16 protein-coding genes are annotated in these 14,930 nt (G+C 48.5%); 15 read left to right on the forward strand and 1 reads right to left on the reverse strand.

The features are described 5' to 3' along the window. Window positions 1-740: 740 nt before the first annotated feature. From sigY to ACFVRY_RS28695, 14 genes are all read left to right on the forward strand, one after another. Entirely contained in the window at window positions 741-1,274 is a 534-nt protein-coding gene (gene sigY / locus ACFVRY_RS28630) for an RNA polymerase sigma factor SigY (protein ID WP_066365808.1), read from the forward strand. Continuing rightward, window positions 1,267-1,593, forward strand: a complete 327-nt coding sequence (locus ACFVRY_RS28635; protein WP_387503654.1) for a YxlC family protein — start codon at window positions 1,267-1,269, stop codon at window positions 1,591-1,593. The genes sigY and ACFVRY_RS28635 overlap by 8 nt, the downstream gene beginning before the upstream one ends. Further along, entirely contained in the window at window positions 1,590-1,808 is a 219-nt protein-coding gene (locus ACFVRY_RS28640) for a hypothetical protein (protein WP_387503655.1), read from the forward strand. Before ACFVRY_RS28635 ends, ACFVRY_RS28640 begins: the two co-directional genes overlap by 4 nt. 20 nt (window positions 1,809-1,828) lie before the next feature. Next, entirely contained in the window at window positions 1,829-2,020 is a 192-nt protein-coding gene (locus ACFVRY_RS28645) for a PLDc N-terminal domain-containing protein (protein ID WP_387503656.1), read from the forward strand. After that, the gene (locus ACFVRY_RS28650; protein WP_387503658.1) at window positions 2,017-2,937 is read left to right on the forward strand and encodes an ABC transporter ATP-binding protein; all 921 of its coding nucleotides are present in this window, start codon (window positions 2,017-2,019) and stop codon (window positions 2,935-2,937) included. Before ACFVRY_RS28645 ends, ACFVRY_RS28650 begins: the two co-directional genes overlap by 4 nt. After that, complete coding sequence (locus ACFVRY_RS28655) at window positions 2,934-3,713, forward strand: ABC transporter permease (RefSeq protein ID WP_387503659.1); 780 nt, start codon at window positions 2,934-2,936, stop codon at window positions 3,711-3,713. The genes ACFVRY_RS28650 and ACFVRY_RS28655 overlap by 4 nt, the downstream gene beginning before the upstream one ends. 158 nt (window positions 3,714-3,871) lie before the next feature. Then, window positions 3,872-4,255, forward strand: a complete 384-nt coding sequence (locus ACFVRY_RS28660) for an ATPase (RefSeq protein ID WP_175371706.1) — start codon at window positions 3,872-3,874, stop codon at window positions 4,253-4,255. Window positions 4,256-4,390: 135 nt separating this feature from the next. Continuing rightward, window positions 4,391-4,678: an Asp-tRNA(Asn)/Glu-tRNA(Gln) amidotransferase subunit GatC gene (gatC, locus tag ACFVRY_RS28665; RefSeq protein ID WP_379469133.1), complete on the forward strand. Its 288-nt coding sequence runs from the start codon at window positions 4,391-4,393 to the stop codon at window positions 4,676-4,678. 29 nt (window positions 4,679-4,707) lie between these two features. Then, window positions 4,708-6,165, forward strand: a complete 1,458-nt coding sequence (gene gatA, locus ACFVRY_RS28670; RefSeq protein WP_066365774.1) for an Asp-tRNA(Asn)/Glu-tRNA(Gln) amidotransferase subunit GatA — start codon at window positions 4,708-4,710, stop codon at window positions 6,163-6,165. A gap of 344 nt (window positions 6,166-6,509) precedes the next feature. After that, window positions 6,510-7,943 (forward strand): Asp-tRNA(Asn)/Glu-tRNA(Gln) amidotransferase subunit GatB, encoded by a 1,434-nt coding sequence (gene gatB, locus ACFVRY_RS28675; protein ID WP_387503660.1) that lies wholly within the window; start codon window positions 6,510-6,512, stop codon window positions 7,941-7,943. Between the two features lie 91 nt (window positions 7,944-8,034). Further along, window positions 8,035-8,502: a GNAT family N-acetyltransferase gene (locus ACFVRY_RS28680; protein ID WP_387503661.1), complete on the forward strand. Its 468-nt coding sequence runs from the start codon at window positions 8,035-8,037 to the stop codon at window positions 8,500-8,502. Window positions 8,503-8,541: 39 nt separating this feature from the next. After that, window positions 8,542-10,437, forward strand: coding sequence for a DUF4097 family beta strand repeat-containing protein (locus ACFVRY_RS28685; RefSeq protein ID WP_387503662.1), 1,896 nt, complete (start codon window positions 8,542-8,544; stop codon window positions 10,435-10,437). A 125-nt stretch (window positions 10,438-10,562) separates the two neighbouring features. Further along, on the forward strand, window positions 10,563-11,000 hold the full coding sequence (gene perR, locus ACFVRY_RS28690; RefSeq protein ID WP_066365765.1) for a peroxide-responsive transcriptional repressor PerR: 438 nt from the start codon (window positions 10,563-10,565) through the stop codon (window positions 10,998-11,000). A 359-nt stretch (window positions 11,001-11,359) separates the two neighbouring features. Then, complete coding sequence (locus ACFVRY_RS28695) at window positions 11,360-13,081, forward strand: glycosyl hydrolase family 18 protein (RefSeq protein WP_387503663.1); 1,722 nt, start codon at window positions 11,360-11,362, stop codon at window positions 13,079-13,081. Between the two features lie 103 nt (window positions 13,082-13,184). Here ACFVRY_RS28695 and ACFVRY_RS28700 read toward each other — a convergent pair whose 3' ends face one another. Then, a complete protein-coding gene (locus tag ACFVRY_RS28700; RefSeq protein ID WP_387503664.1) occupies window positions 13,185-13,553 on the reverse strand; it encodes a DUF2614 family zinc ribbon-containing protein in 369 nt (122 codons plus the stop codon). A 138-nt stretch (window positions 13,554-13,691) separates the two neighbouring features. On the opposite strand from ACFVRY_RS28700, the gene ACFVRY_RS28705 reads away from it, so the two are divergent. Further along, window positions 13,692-14,570, forward strand: coding sequence for a nucleotidyltransferase-like protein (locus ACFVRY_RS28705; protein ID WP_387503665.1), 879 nt, complete (start codon window positions 13,692-13,694; stop codon window positions 14,568-14,570). Window positions 14,571-14,930 lie beyond the last annotated feature (360 nt).

Consider the following 14,930-nt stretch of genomic DNA (forward strand, 5'->3'; position numbering starts at 1 on the left):
GGTTTGCGTTCTTTTTTTGCCTATATAAGGCGAACTTAAGATCCAAACGTAAGGCTCGGTCGTCACTACGGTGGAATGTTTGGGCTTTCGGCCGCTGTTGTCTCCAGATTTCTTTCAATTGTATCGCTACTTGCGGTTGAAATCTGGAGACAGCGTATGCTTCTGGTGCGAGCTTTCCTTTGGAAAGCTTTTAGGCGGTCGCTACCGCTCCTACAGCTCCAAACTTCCCCCTTCGTTCCTCCTCACTTTTCGTTACTTTCATTTGTTCGGCTTATGTACATATGGGTTTGAATTTGACTTACATAGTAAGGAGGGCTTGAATTGAAGGATGATATGACGAGGCATCTGGACTACGGACACCCTAGAACTCAAGATACATATGACAACTTTTGCAGCAAGAATTGCCGCTTTTTTTCGGAGTGTCCGGAGAAAGGCGGCTTTTGTTCATTCATGGAGTACACACAGAATGTAGGGGAAGATGAGGCTGTTGTTACGTCAGAGAATTTGGTTAGAGAGGCCAGTTTGAGCAGGAGCTACGAAAGCGCTCAAGGGGGAAACATAACGGATCGTCGTCGTGGGAGAGAAACGTTATTTTGGTGTTTTCCTGCCGGGAAAGGCTCGATCCAGCCTTGGCGTCGCAAGCTTTGGGAGTACCAGAATAAATTATGAGTCGCTGATTGAACGATCTATCTTCGTTAATCGTATTATATGTGCTAACAACTTTTATGGAGGAGGGGACCATGGACGATCTAATGAAGGAAAGGGTACGGCAGGCTCAGCAGGGTGATGTTTCATCACTAGCGGTGCTTCTCCGTGAACATTATACCTTTCTGTACAAATATTTGATCAAAGTGACCATGGACCCTTTGCAGGCAGAGGAAATTGCCCAGGATACCATGGTCAGATGCATGGAGAAAATCCGGGCCTACAATGGCTCCTCATCTTTTTCCTCCTGGCTGATTACTATTGCGACTCGGCTTTATATTGATCGGAAACGACGCTGGAAACGTGAGGAGCGATGGAAGCAGCAGGAACAGGGTATCCGCTCGATCCGCTGGCAGTTTGAGAGCAAGGATGAGGAATGGAGCGACGTACTGGATGCATTATCCAGACTGCCCTCTGCTCAGAGAATAGCGGTCCTGCTGAAGCATTATTACGGTTACAGCTATGAGGAGATCGGAGAGATTTTGCAAATTCCTGCTGGCACAGTCAAATCACGGGTAGCCTATGGACTGAATCAATTACGGAAGGAGCTGAGAGAAGACAATGAATAAGGATACCGAGCAGGAGGCGCTATTGCGCAAACTTACTAGGGAGATGGATCGCCTGGATGCACAGTATGATATTCCCTCTCCATCCCTCAGCACGCTGGAATCTTTAATTGTGGCAGAGGAACAATCTAGACGGAGGAAAACCCGCAAGGAAAGATTGCTGTTCTGCATCGTCTCAGTGATTCTGCTCAGCTCTACATTAGCTTTACTTGGCTACGTGCCAGTAATCTATCTGACACTTCAAGGAATTATACCGCTAGCCGCATTAGTAGGTCTGACTGTATCACGCATCCGGCGGTGGAAAGAAGGTGCCAGGGAATGAACGAACTGCAGGATGTGCCGCTATGGATATGGATCGTTGTGGCCATTTGTTTATTTTTGCAAGGGAACTTGTTGTTTCGGGATGCAAGGCGAAGAGGTAAGAAGGCTTGGTTCTGGGGATTATGGGGGATTACTGGGGTTCCCACGCCCACGGTTGTTTATCTGCTGTTCGTTATTTTGCCTGAATCCAAAAGACGAAGAGCCAATAGAAAGTAACAATGAAGGAGAGTGGGGTTATGGAGAAAGTGAATTGGGGACTTATACTGCCGCTTGTGGTACTGCAAGTTCTACTTGCGGTCATCGGTTTAATTTCACTTTGGAAAGCAGAGAGTGTGCGTGGGCCCAAATGGCTCTGGATCATCATTCTTGTAGCCGGTAGTTTGTTCGGCAGTATAGCCTATTTCACGGTTGGTAGGAGGGAAACATGATGCAGCCGTTGCTTCAAGTCTCGAATTTGCGCAAAAGCTACGGCAGCCACCTCTCCGTTGGTGGGATCAGCTTTGAGATTGCCCAAGGAAGCTGTGTCGCGCTGCTCGGACCCAATGGTGCTGGGAAAACAACAACGCTGCGTATGATTGCCGGCCTGCTCCCGCCATCAGCGGGAAGCATCATCTTTACAGGGAGTACCCAAGGCGCGGATTTCCGGCGGGAATTGGGATATCTACCTCAATCGCCGGCTTTTTACGGCTGGATGAGCGGGCAGGAATACGTTATTTTTGCTGCCAAGCTCGGCGGAATGAACGGGAAAGAAGCCGTAGTCATGGCTAAGGCCGCATTGGAACGGGTGGGGCTGAAAGACGCCGCACGCCGCCGCATCGCCGGGTACTCCGGCGGGATGAAGCAGCGTTTGGGCTTGGCACAGGCGCTTGTACACCGTCCCCGCCTACTGCTGCTTGACGAGCCGGTATCGGCGCTGGACCCCATTGGTCGACGGGAGGTCATGGAGTTACTGAGTGATATTAGGGAAGAGACAACCATCGTTTTTTCCACACATGTGCTTCACGATGCTGAAGAAGTATGTGACGAGATTATAGTGATGAAGGACGGGGTGATTGCCGAGCAGGGGGCATTGTCCATGCTTCGTTCCAAGTACAGTCAGCCTCTTATTTCGGTTCGTACGGAGAATAACGCAGAGGCTATCCAATGGTTAAACTTCGTTGCCTCTAAGCCCTTTATACTGGAGGCAAGGCTTAATGGAGAACATGCTGTGTTCAATGTGGACAATTTGGAGAAGGCACGCCATGCCATTCTAAAGGAAGCCGCCGCTTTTGACATCCCTCTTCTGCAATTCGAAGCAGGTTCTTCCACGCTTGAGGATATGTTCATGAAGGTGGTCGGGGGATGAGAAATACTTGGATTGTTTATCAAAAAGAAATGCTGGAAGCAGCTCGTACTTATAAACTGATCTGGATACCTGTCGTTTTTATTCTGCTGGGAGCCATGCAGCCTGTAATAACCTACTATATGCCGGAAATTTTACGGGCAGCAAACAATGTTCCTCAAGGAATGCTGGAAGGCTATGTCATGCCAGATGCAGGTACGGTGATGTCCCAAGCGCTGGGGCAATATAGCACGATCGGAATGTTGGTGCTGGTACTGGCGGCCATGAACAGCCTGTCCGGAGAACGGTACAACGGTAGTGCTGAACTTGTGTTATCTAGACCTTTGTCACCTACTGGATTTGTAATTGCTAAGTGGGCCGGGCTGTTTACGCTACTGTTTCTTGCATTAGGCTTGGGTGTAGCTAGTGCACTCTACTATACGGAGCAGTTGATAGGTTCTCTTCCTTGGATGGATGTTGTGGCTGCAGCCGCACTTTATGGAATATGGCTGTTGTGTGCTCTTTCTCTCACCTTGCTGTTCAGTGCTTTTTTGCGTGCGCCTGCCGCTGCATTCCTGTCGCTTTTGTCGTCCGCAGGAATGGCGCTTGCCACCAGTCTGATGCCGGAATGGTTCCAGTGGACACCAGCGGCCCTCCCCGAGCTGTCTACTAAGCTTCTTACCCCAGGAAGGGCAGCCACTGATGTGAACTTAAGTCCTTGTCTGTCGGCAGCGCTCCTTATTCTGTTTTGCGTGGCCGGGGCTTCTATACTAATGGGTAGGAATAAATTACCGAAATGAGGGAGATCCGACTGCAGTCGCGACATTTTGCCAATCCCTAAGCATATTATGGAAAAAATCTTTTGCGCTTCCTCCTTCCGCTAGACAGCTCTAGTATTTTTTAGTAGACTGTTGAAATAAGCAAAATCATCATAGATTTTGAGCCAGGAGGTAGGGCGATGCTGCGTTTAGGAGAGAAGATTGTCATTGTCGCGGACGCTTTCGAGCAGGGTCTTCCTATCGGGGACTACGGCTACCTGATTGCTTACGATCGCAATCCCGATAATGCGTTTGATTATGTCATTCGAGTTCCCCAGGCGAACCGGAATTTTTATGTTCCGGCAGAGGATATTGAAGCAGAAGAAGTTTTGCTGACCGTCGAAGCCGAGCGGGCGACGCATGAAGCGTTGATCGATTATGCCTTGTCCACGCATAATGAGAAGCTGTTCCACTATTTAATGAACGGCGATGCAACCGATGCGGAAGAGATAGAGACTACAACCAAAGAGAGTCTGTCCCAGGCGGAATTCATTAAGCAAGTGAATCTCCGGGCTTGGATTTAAGAAGGGCCGGCGCAAGCCGGCTTTTTTAATATACCTGAGGCATAGTACAAGCACATTGAATTGTCCAGGCTTCTACAATATAATTAAAAACGTTATCCGGGCGCTTTAGCCCTTTAATCAGGAGGGATGTTTGTTATGAGCATTACTGTCAAAGATGTGCAGCATGTGGCCAAGCTGGCTCGCCTGCAGTTAAGCCCGGAAGAAGAGGCAACCTTTACCGAACAAATGAATGCCATTTTACAATATGCAGAGAAACTCAATGAGCTTAACACAGAAAATGTAAAGCCAACCACTCACGTGCTTCAGGTAAGTAATGTGATGCGCGACGATGTTGTGAAGGACAGCTTGTCTCAGGAAGAGGCGCTGCTTAACGCGCCAGATCAGGAAGACGGACAATTCAAAGTACCAGCCGTACTGGAATAACTACACCTATTTAAGAAGGAGGAAGAATCTTGAGCCTGTTTCAATATCGATTGCCCGAAGTACATAACATGCTTAACAACAAAGAGATTTCTGTCAGCGAGCTGACGGAAGAATCGTTGTCCGCCATCGCTGAGCGGGATGCGCGTGTGCATGCTTTTTTGACGTTAAATGAAGAAGGGGCACGTGCTGCGGCACGCTCTCTGGATGACAAACTTGCCTCGGGGGCGGCACGCGGCCTGCTGTTCGGCCTCCCTGCAGGAATTAAGGACAACATTTCTACCAAGGGATTGCGTACGACTTGTGCCAGCCAATTCCTGACCAATTTCCAACCGGTCTATGATGCTACTGTAGCCGACAAACTGCGTCAGGCTGACGCTGTAACCATCGGCAAGCTGAATATGGACGAGTTCGCTATGGGCGGCTCCAATGAGAACTCAAGCTTTGGTCCGGTGCGCAATCCGTGGGATCTTGAACGCGTTCCCGGTGGCTCCAGTGGCGGTTCCGCTGCTGCTGTTGCAGCTGGCGAAGTTTTCTTCGCACTTGGCTCCGACACCGGTGGTTCCATTCGCCAGCCCGCTTCATACTGCGGCGTAGTAGGTCTGAAACCGACCTACGGTCTTGTGTCCCGGTATGGTTTGGTAGCTTTCGCCTCCTCGCTGGATCAGATTGGCCCAATTACTCGTAATGTCGAGGATTCTGCTTATGTACTGCAAGCCATTGCTGGCTATGATGCCAAAGATTCCACATCCGCCAAAGTGGATATTCCTGATTATTTGAGCTCGCTTACTGGCGATGTATCCGGACTGCGTATTGCAGTACCGAAGGAGTATCTGGGTGAAGGCGTTGATGCTTCCGTCCGCGAACCGGTTTTGGCAGCACTTAAAGTGCTGGAAAGCTTGGGGGCTACTTGGGATGAAGTATCCTTGCCGCATACCGAATATGCGGTTGCTACCTATTACTTGCTGGCTTCGTCGGAGGCATCCTCCAACCTGGCCCGTTTTGATGGTGTCCGTTATGGCGTTCGTGCGGATGATGGCAGCGGTTTGCTCGACCTTTATCACAACTCCCGTAGTCTCGGCTTTGGGCCAGAAGTGAAGCGCCGGATCATGTTGGGCACCTATGCGCTCAGTTCAGGTTATTACGATGCTTATTATCTGAAAGCTCAGAAGGTAAGAACTCTGATTAAACAGGACTTCGATGAAATCTTCCAGAAATATGATGTTGTGATCGGGCCGACTGCGCCTACAACAGCCTTTAAACTGGGTTCGCAGACCGAAGATCCATTGACTATGTACCTGAATGATATTTTGACTATTCCTGTAAGTCTAGCTGGTATTCCGGCTGTCAGCGTTCCTTGCGGGTTTGCCGAAGGACTCCCGGTGGGTCTGCAAATTATCGGTAAGGAATTCGACGAAAGCACTGTACTGCGTGTCGCTCACGCATTTGAACAAAATACAGATCATCATAAGCAACGTCCACAGCTCTAATCCGGACTTTGAAAGTTACGCTATGAAGCAAGTTTTACACAAGATATCTATATAGATTGGATTTGAAAATATACAAGAAGGGAAAAGTGGCGTAGGGGAATTTTGGAACTGTAGGAGCGAGAGCTTCCGATGCGAGCTTTCCGAAGGAAAGCTCGCATCGGAAGCATAGGCTTTCCGGATTTCTACCGCTAATAGCGGTTAAAATCTAGAAATCTGCAGACAACAGCGGCCGAAAGTCCAAACATTCTCTGGAGTCACGGCTCATCCCATAGTAGAAAAATCACAAGTTCAATCTATATAGTGAAGAATAGGCTCACAAAACTTTTAAGGGAATGAGATAACTTATGTCTAAATATGAAACGGTTATCGGACTGGAAGTCCATGTGGAGCTTCATACAAAGTCCAAAATCTTTTGCGGCTGCTCCACCGAATTCGGCGCTCCGCCTAACACGCACACATGTCCAGTTTGCCTGGGCCATCCCGGCGTCCTGCCGGTACTGAACCGCCAAGCGGTGGATTATGCAATGAAGGCGGCAATGGCGCTGAATTGTACCATTGGCGACGTTAGCAAATTTGACCGTAAAAACTATTTTTATCCCGATTCACCGAAGGCTTATCAGATTTCCCAGTTTGATCAGCCGATCGGTCTGAACGGTTGGATTGATATTGAAGTGAACGGGGAGACCAAGCGAATTGGCATTACCCGTCTGCATCTGGAGGAAGACGCAGGGAAGCTTACACACGTGGACGGCGGCTATGCTTCGCTCGTCGATTTTAACCGGGTCGGTACGCCGTTGATTGAAATTGTCTCTGAGCCGGAACTCAGATCGCCGGAAGAAGCGCGAGCTTACCTGGAAAAAATTCGGGCGATCATGCAATACTGCGATGTATCTGATGTGAAGATGGAAGAGGGCTCAATGCGTTGTGATGCGAATATCAGCTTGCGTCCGTACGGACAGGCTGAGTTTGGTATCCGGGCCGAGCTTAAGAACATGAACTCCTTCCGTGGTGTACTGCGCGGATTGGAGTATGAGGAATACCGTCAGGCTGAGATTCTCGACGACGGCGGTGTCGTTGTACAGGAGACGCGTCGCTGGGATGAAGCTCAAGGTAAGACCTTGTCTATGCGCGGTAAGGAAGAGGCACATGATTACCGCTACTTCCCGGACCCGGATCTAATTGTTCTGCATATTGATGAGGCTTGGAGAGAATCTATCCGCGCGGGTATCCCTGAGCTTCCCGATGCACGGAAAGCTCGTTACAGCGAGGAATTCGGACTCCCGGCTTATGATGCTGGTGTAATCACTTCGTCTAAACTGCTAGCTGATTTCTTTGAGGGGAGTCTGACCTATACCCAGGATGCCAAGGCTGTAGCCAACTGGATCATGGGCGACTTGCTGGCTTATTTGAACAGCAATAATTTGGAGCTGTCCCAAGTGAAGATCACCCCTCAGGGTCTCGGCGAGATGATCGGCCTTATTGCGGGTGGAACCATCAGCAACAAGATTGCCAAGACCGTCTTCAAGGAAATGCTGGAATCCGGCAAACTGCCTGGAGCTATCGTTGAGGAGAAGGGTCTTGTGCAGATTAGCGATGAGGGAGCCATTAAAGGAATCGTTGAAGCCGTTGTTGCGGCCAATCCGCAGTCCGTAGAGGACTATAAAGCGGGTAAGCAAAAAGCGATCGGCTTCCTGGTTGGACAGGTAATGAAAGAAAGTAAAGGCAAAGCAAACCCAGGCCTTGTTAACAAACTGCTGGCCGAGGTTTTAGATAACTGATTGTCTGGTTGTGAATATACTTGTAGCGATATATAACTTGGGGCTTGTCGGCAACGGCAGGCCCTTCGCGGCATATAAGGGGACGGCGGGAATGAATATAACAAGACTTGATCTTCAGGATGAGATGACCGTTGATGATTTATGGAGCCTTCAACACAAGGCATACCGCTTGGAAGCGGAGCTCATCGGATTTAATGAGATTCCTCCACTAATGGAGACGAGGGATATGCTAAGACAGTCCCCGGAGATTTTTTACGGCTGTCATGACCACGCCAGTGAGTTGATGGGGGCAGTTGCTGTTGAAGAAGAATCACCTGGCAAGCTGACGATTACCCGGATGATGGTACACCCGGGGCACTTCCGTAAGGGGGTTGCCGGTGCGCTCTTGGAATATGTATTTGAAAAATACAGCGAGATGGAGCAGTTCATCGTCTCTACTGGCAAACTGAATCTTCCTGCGGTCGCCTTGTACACCAAGCATGGATTTATTCAAGTGGGAGTAGAAGAAGTTGCGCCTGGTGTTGAACTGGTGGAGTTTTACCGGAGGGGTCGTCTTTGAGACAGGACAAGGCAACCTTGGAGAGAGGAGGAGCCAGGAATGACAGACAAGCCGGAGTTCGTTCCCGAAGAAGAAGTGCAGAGCGAAGTAGATGTGCAAGAGTCACTTCAGGATGAAGGTCAGCCTAAACATATTCCGCCCCGGCCCAAACGGCGCAGGCACAAACGTAAATTTGTTGCCGGCTTGCTGGCGGCGCTTATTCCCGGGTCCGGGCATATCTACTTCGGGCTGCTCCGCAAAGGGATATCTTTTATCTTTGCAATCCTTTTAGATATCTCTGCATTAATATATTTCTCATCAATAGGCATGCAGATTAATGTGCCGCTGCTTATTCTGCTGGGCTTATTGATCCCTGTGCTTTATTTCTATAATGTATACGACGTGCTGCAATCTGCAGATCGCATCTTGCGATTTCCGGTAGAACAAGACCCCGGAATTGCTCCGGTACCCTCCAAACGCCGGACCTTTGTTACCGAGCCTGGCCTATCCTTTGGCCTGATGCTGTTATTCGGCGGGGCCCTTCTCTTCCTTTTCCGGCAGAAACCACCATGGTTACAGTATTTCATTGAGCACTATGTGGAGGTTGCAATCGCAATAGCCTTGGTAGGAGCTGGCTTGCTACTGGGGATTAGGGAGATTGCCAATGGAGCTGCCCTGCGGAGACGGACGGAGCGCCGCAAGCGTCGCGTCGGAAGATATACAGCTGTGGTTCTGCTTGTTAGTGTTGGCATCCTTCTTTTCCTCGATTGGAAAGAAGGGACCGACCGGATGCTGCTCCTGCTGAAGTGGTGGCCACTGGTTCCTGTGCTTTGGGGTGTGGAGTACTTGCTGATCTACGTCTTTGCCCGCCACGTGAACGCGGACCATGCTGCAAGAGCGAAGCTCGATCTTAGAGGTTTGTTGACTGCCATTGTACTGGCGGCGAGTGTCTTTCTTGTTGCTGAGCAAGAACATTACCTGCATTTATGGAACCGTGTGAGCCTCAATTTGACCGCAGCCGCCGTTGATTACGGGGAAGCAGAAGGAAGGGAATTTAAGAAGCCAACGCTAATTGTACCGGTTGAACTTAATACCGCGAAAATTTCAATAGACGGGATCAACGGAGATATCCTGATACACCGTGCCCCAGTTCAGAATATTGAGATCAATACTACCGTGTGGGTAGATCAATTAGAAGGCGCGGTGGCTGAAGCGGTTTCCGAGCAGTCCTTTGTGGATGTAACCGAAGGCCCCAACATCAAAATCACCCCCAAAAGCAAAGCCTATGGCGATTCGGGAAAACGTCAGCCGCGGATGAACCTGGATATTTCACTGCCGGAGTACCGACGGTTTGATCTCGAGGTACGCACCATGAACGGTGGTATAACACTCCAGAATGTAGAAGCGATTAAGGACATTTCCCTGGAGACGGGCAACGGTCAATTAATTCTTCACCGAATCTACGGCGATGTTAAAGGGAAAACGTTGAATGGTGCGGTCCGCGCCAGAGGGGTGCAGGGTAGCGTCGATTTGACGACGAACGGTGGAGATATGAATGCCTGGGATGTGAATGGGGCCTTGAAGCTGTCGACGGTAGTCGGCAATGTTAGCGCTATGAACAGCAATGATAACATTGATCTTTCCAGCAAGAACGGCAATCTGGAGATTGATGGTGCGCCTTTGAAGCTACATGCAGAATCCTTGAATGGTGGTATTATTGTTCGTTCGCCTTCCGTTGGCGGAGACTGGGATATTTACAGCGCAGTGGGTGATATCAGCTTGTACGTCCCCGAGACAGGAGATTACAAATTGAGCGGTTCCAGTGGATACGGAGATATCATCTCAGATTTGCCGGGACTGGTTATAGACAAGAAAACAATCTCTGGAGAAACGGGAATGGCAGAATTCAAGCTGCATGTAGAAGGAAACAGCAATCTAAATGTGAGGAAATATTGAATTAAGTAATTTTTCTTATATAATAATAAATATAATGTACAGACCACGTTGACAATATTGAAAGAGCGGTCTTACAATTGTAAATATACTTTTACTGAAGTTTTAATTTAAAGGCGGTGGCAATTATGGGTAGTGGCGTACAACATGCATTGGAACAATTAAAGACAACCGGTGTCCGTATTACACCCCAGCGACATGCAATACTTACGTATTTGATGGAAGCGATGAATCATCCGACGGCGGACGATATTTATCGGGCGCTGGAGCCTAAGTTTCCAAGCATGAGCGTGGCAACCGTATATAATAATCTCAAAATGTTCATGGAAGCCGGCATGGTTCGTGAATTGACTTACGGCGATAATTCAAGCAGGTTCGATGCCAATGTCTCGGATCATTATCATGTGATCTGCCAGACATGCGGCAAGATAGAGGATTTCAGTTATCCGCCGCTTCATGATGTGGAGCATCGTGCAGCAGAGGAGACGGGATTCAGAATTACGGGACTGCGTATGGAGCTTTATGGAGTATGTGAAGAGTGTAATGACAAGAAGATCCAGCAATAGAATTACAGGCAGCTGAATAGTACAAGGCGGGAAGGCATGGCACTTCGGATGATCCGGGAAACCTATGGCCTGTCTGTCCATGACGTGCGGAATCCGGTCAACGGAAGCTGCACGTTTTATTTTTTATAACTTTTTTTAAAATATAAGGACTTATATGTTTACGCTATAAATCATCCTTGAATATTTCTCGCTGAAACGGATACCGCCCCTTAGAGGCTGGCAAAGCCGTTTCTACTTGCAGAATCAGGTAGTTATTCCAGCAGTTTTCGAAACAAAACAGACATTTAGCGCGTATACTTAAAGTCGGTGTTAGCCGTATTTAACCATAAATCAAAAATGCTATAGTTGGAGGATGCATCTTGGACAGAAGACATGGACAAAGACATGTTAAAAAACGCGGAAGCTTTTTTCGCCGCCTGCTTGGACTCTTGATTGTCGTCGCTGCAGCATACTGGGTGGTCTTTTATATAATGCCGAACCGGCAGCATGTGGACCCTGATTGGAAGGGGCTGGAGAGACCTGTATTCGTCAAAGGAGAGCTGACCGGATACTCCGCCACTGGAACGGGAGATGGTCTTCTTTTACCGCTGCCGCTGCTTCAGGAGTATGTAGATCCGTCTATCCGCTATGAGGCGGCTACGAAATCGGTGATCCTTTCCACAGGTAATGAACTTCTTTATATGCAGGAAAATAAAACAGATGCCAGTCTCAATAACAAGCCCCTGCAGCTTCGGCTCGCGCCGGAAGTGAAGGGTGGTGTGACCTATCTGCCAACGGCGACGCTGGAGGATCTCTACGGGTTTGAAGTCCAGGAGGACAAGGATACCGGTGCGGTTTTGTTAATGAGTGCAGGAGAATCGGTTCCGCTTGGAAAAGTGAAGGGTGATGCAGGAGGCAAGACAGTTGCCTTACGTACGGAAGCCACGGTTCATGCACCAATAGTGGCGGACATGCCTCCCGGAGCTCCGGTGAGAATCTGGAAAGAAGCCGAAGAGGGCTGGTTGTATGTGCAGTTGGACAGTGGCTATACGGGATATGCCAAGACGGGTGACATTATCCCTGACGGTGATAAAACCGTTGAGGTGAAGCCAGTGGCCCCTTCAAGAGCTGAGCGTAGCTGGAAGGGCAAGCCTGTTAACCTCATCTGGGAAGCCGTCTACGAACGCAAGCCAGACCCGAACGCAATCGGCAAGCTGCCGGGTGTCAATGTAGTCAGTCCAACCTGGTTCCGGATTGTGGATACCGATGGTAATGTTCGCAGCCAGGCTGACAGTGCTTATGTGCAGTGGGCCCATGCTCAGGGGATGGAAGTATGGGGACTGCTCAGCAACAGCTTTGAGGCTGATCTGACAACACAAGCTTTGTCCACTTATGAAAAGCGGATGAGGACGATCGTGCAGATGCTGGAATATGCAGACCTGTACAATCTTGATGGGATTAACATTGACTTTGAGAATGTGTATACGAAGGACGGAGAGAACGTTACGCAGTTTATGCGCGAACTGAAGCCGATGGCACAAGCCAAAAATCTCATCGTATCCATAGACGTCACCCCAAAATCGAACAGTGAAATGTGGTCGTTGTTTCTTGATCGTCGATCCCTGGGTCCGCTTACGGATTTTCTGATCGTTATGGCGTATGATGAACATTGGGCAGCTAGTCCGAAAGCGGGATCTGTAGCTTCACTTCCGTGGGTCAAGAAAGCGATGAATCGCATTATCAATGAAGATGAGGTACCTCCAGAGAAGCTGATCCTTGGTGTGCCTCTGTATACACGGATCTGGACCGAGACTCCAGTGGATGGCAAGACGAAGGTCAGCTCCAAGGCAGTGAGCATGAATGCAGTGGACAAGATCATCAATGAAAAGAAGTTGAAGCCAACCTTTGATGAGAGTGCAGGGCAGAACTATGTAGAGTACAAGGAAGAAGGCGTTCTTCGCAAAATATGGATTGAGGATAAGACGTCGTTAAAGGCTAGAGTTGAACTTGCCCAGTCTCTCGGACTTGGAGGCATTGGTTCTTGGAATCGTAGCTTTGCTAATCCGACGGCATGGGAAGCTTTACAGGGTATTCATAAGTAATGTTTTATCAAAATGATCTAAAAAAGGGACTCCGTCTAACCGGATGTCCCTTTTTCTATGCATATCTAGTTGGATTATCATTCAGATGAGCCTGCACGCAGTTCTAATTCTGGTTAAGCTGCTGTTGTTTAAGCTGTTCTGCAGTAATATTCGCCTGGTTTGGGTCCAGCGTGAGAATGGTGTGACAGAACATGCAGCGGTCGGTTTTACCGAGCATTTTGGTGAGCTTATGACATTCCGGACATTCTACCTGCACAGCGCTTGTAGAAAGCATGCCAGCCCAAAAATAGATGGCCATGCTGGCCACCATCGCAATTAAACCGATTACAAGTCCAATTCCGGCAAACACTTTACCGGCCGGGCCCCAGAATACAATTCCGGCAGTCCCCAAAATCATTAGTCCCATTCCAAGCATTGTGAGCAAAAGTCCCCATGTACGGAAAGCGTTGATCTTGGCCGATTTGAATTTCATGAGTATTAACTCCTAACTAAATATAGTTCGGTTGACCAGAAGGAACTAACATGGATATGTAGAATTACATTACTAAGTAAATTATACCTGAATTATAACTGAATTGACGCAAAATCGCCAAATTTGATGGAGGGAAGTATGGAACTGTCCAATTTGACTTTATTAAGTGGAGAAACGTTTGATGATAGTGTTCTCGGCGCTGTGGCAATGCGGCGGAAGGGGAATGCTCCTTTTCAGAGTGCGCTGCTTCATGATTTTGATATGGTCGTGCTGATGCTGCATGAAGGGCAGGGCAAGGAACGTCTAATTAGCCAGACAATTGCCGGTGAAAGACGTACCCATTCTCTCCACGTAGGTTTGTCTGCTCTCGAACGAGCAGTTATGGCGGGGGATAACAATGAACTGCTTACTAGTCTAATGTCGGGAGAGGTAATCTGGGATCCGAAGGGCATTCTTGAGGATATGCGCCGGGAAATCACTCAATTTTCAGGGCCGCTTAAGGATCGGGTACTGTTTATGGAGTTCGCCCGTTTTTTGCATATGTATGTGAAGGCCAAACGCTACCTGGACGCCTCGTGTATTATGGATGCTTATAATTGTATATTGATGGCACTATATCATTGGGCACGCATAGAAGTGAGCGAGAGTGGTTGTTTTCCCGAGCCAGCTGTATGGGATCAGGTCAAAAAAATGAACTCACCTGTTCATAAGCTGTATGAGGAACTCACTGTAAGCACGGAGACACTGGAACAAAGAGTGGAGCTGATCTTGTTAGCCTGTGATTTCTCAATCATGTCGAAGATGGTGGACTGTTGTAGTCTACTCCTCTCCATTCTGAAGAGTCGCAAAGAGCCATGGGGTATCGCGGAACTCCTTCAGCATTCTGGTCTGAAGCCGCTGGAAGCTGAACTTCCGCTTGTTTTACGTAAACTAGCCTCCCGTTCACTCCTGCGAGAGATCACTTCCTGGGGGGAAGCTAATCCTGGGGAAGGTCATGCTGTTCGCTATACTGTATAGAGATAAGAAGAAGGACGCTGAAACAATATACTATAGATAAAAGCTGTGGGTAGGGAGAGGCGGAGCACTCTCTTTTTTTGTTTGTTGTAGCTTATGAATGAGAAATACGAAGTAAGGAAATATTTATAGTTGACTCATCGTATGAAGATGTGATAAATTATAACTCGTCCCTCTGAGACAACGATTTGTTGAAAAACAATCAATGAACAACCTGAAAAAAGAAATTAAAAAAAGGGTTGACGAAAACGAGGGTGACATGTTATAGTATAAGAGTTGCTGCTGAGACATTAAGCGGACAACGAGAACAGCTTGATCTTTGAAAACTGAACAACGAGTGAGTATCGAATTCACGAAAGTGAA

It is taken from the genome of Paenibacillus sp. NPDC057934 (genome assembly GCF_042887565.1).
Taxonomy (GTDB): domain Bacteria; phylum Bacillota; class Bacilli; order Paenibacillales; family Paenibacillaceae; genus Paenibacillus_AQ.

What these genes read in the sequence shown, in the direction of transcription:
- ACFVRY_RS28660 (WP_175371706.1), top strand. Translation starts at nt 3,872, where the DNA reads ATGCTGCGTTTAGGAGAGAAGATTGTCATTGTCGCGGACGCTTTCGAG.
- sigY (WP_066365808.1), top strand. Translation starts at nt 741, where the DNA reads ATGGACGATCTAATGAAGGAAAGGGTACGGCAGGCTCAGCAGGGTGAT.
- ACFVRY_RS28645 (WP_387503656.1), top strand. Translation starts at nt 1,829, where the DNA reads ATGGAGAAAGTGAATTGGGGACTTATACTGCCGCTTGTGGTACTGCAA.
- ACFVRY_RS28680 (WP_387503661.1), top strand. Translation starts at nt 8,035, where the DNA reads ATGAATATAACAAGACTTGATCTTCAGGATGAGATGACCGTTGATGAT.
- ACFVRY_RS28650 (WP_387503658.1), top strand. Translation starts at nt 2,017, where the DNA reads ATGATGCAGCCGTTGCTTCAAGTCTCGAATTTGCGCAAAAGCTACGGC.
- ACFVRY_RS28700 (WP_387503664.1), bottom strand. Translation starts at nt 13,553, where the DNA reads ATGAAATTCAAATCGGCCAAGATCAACGCTTTCCGTACATGGGGACTT.
- ACFVRY_RS28635 (WP_387503654.1), top strand. Translation starts at nt 1,267, where the DNA reads ATGAATAAGGATACCGAGCAGGAGGCGCTATTGCGCAAACTTACTAGG.
- ACFVRY_RS28685 (WP_387503662.1), top strand. Translation starts at nt 8,542, where the DNA reads ATGACAGACAAGCCGGAGTTCGTTCCCGAAGAAGAAGTGCAGAGCGAA.
- gatB (WP_387503660.1), top strand. Translation starts at nt 6,510, where the DNA reads ATGTCTAAATATGAAACGGTTATCGGACTGGAAGTCCATGTGGAGCTT.
- perR (WP_066365765.1), top strand. Translation starts at nt 10,563, where the DNA reads ATGGGTAGTGGCGTACAACATGCATTGGAACAATTAAAGACAACCGGT.
- gatC (WP_379469133.1), top strand. Translation starts at nt 4,391, where the DNA reads ATGAGCATTACTGTCAAAGATGTGCAGCATGTGGCCAAGCTGGCTCGC.
- ACFVRY_RS28640 (WP_387503655.1), top strand. Translation starts at nt 1,590, where the DNA reads ATGAACGAACTGCAGGATGTGCCGCTATGGATATGGATCGTTGTGGCC.
- ACFVRY_RS28655 (WP_387503659.1), top strand. Translation starts at nt 2,934, where the DNA reads ATGAGAAATACTTGGATTGTTTATCAAAAAGAAATGCTGGAAGCAGCT.
- ACFVRY_RS28705 (WP_387503665.1), top strand. Translation starts at nt 13,692, where the DNA reads ATGGAACTGTCCAATTTGACTTTATTAAGTGGAGAAACGTTTGATGAT.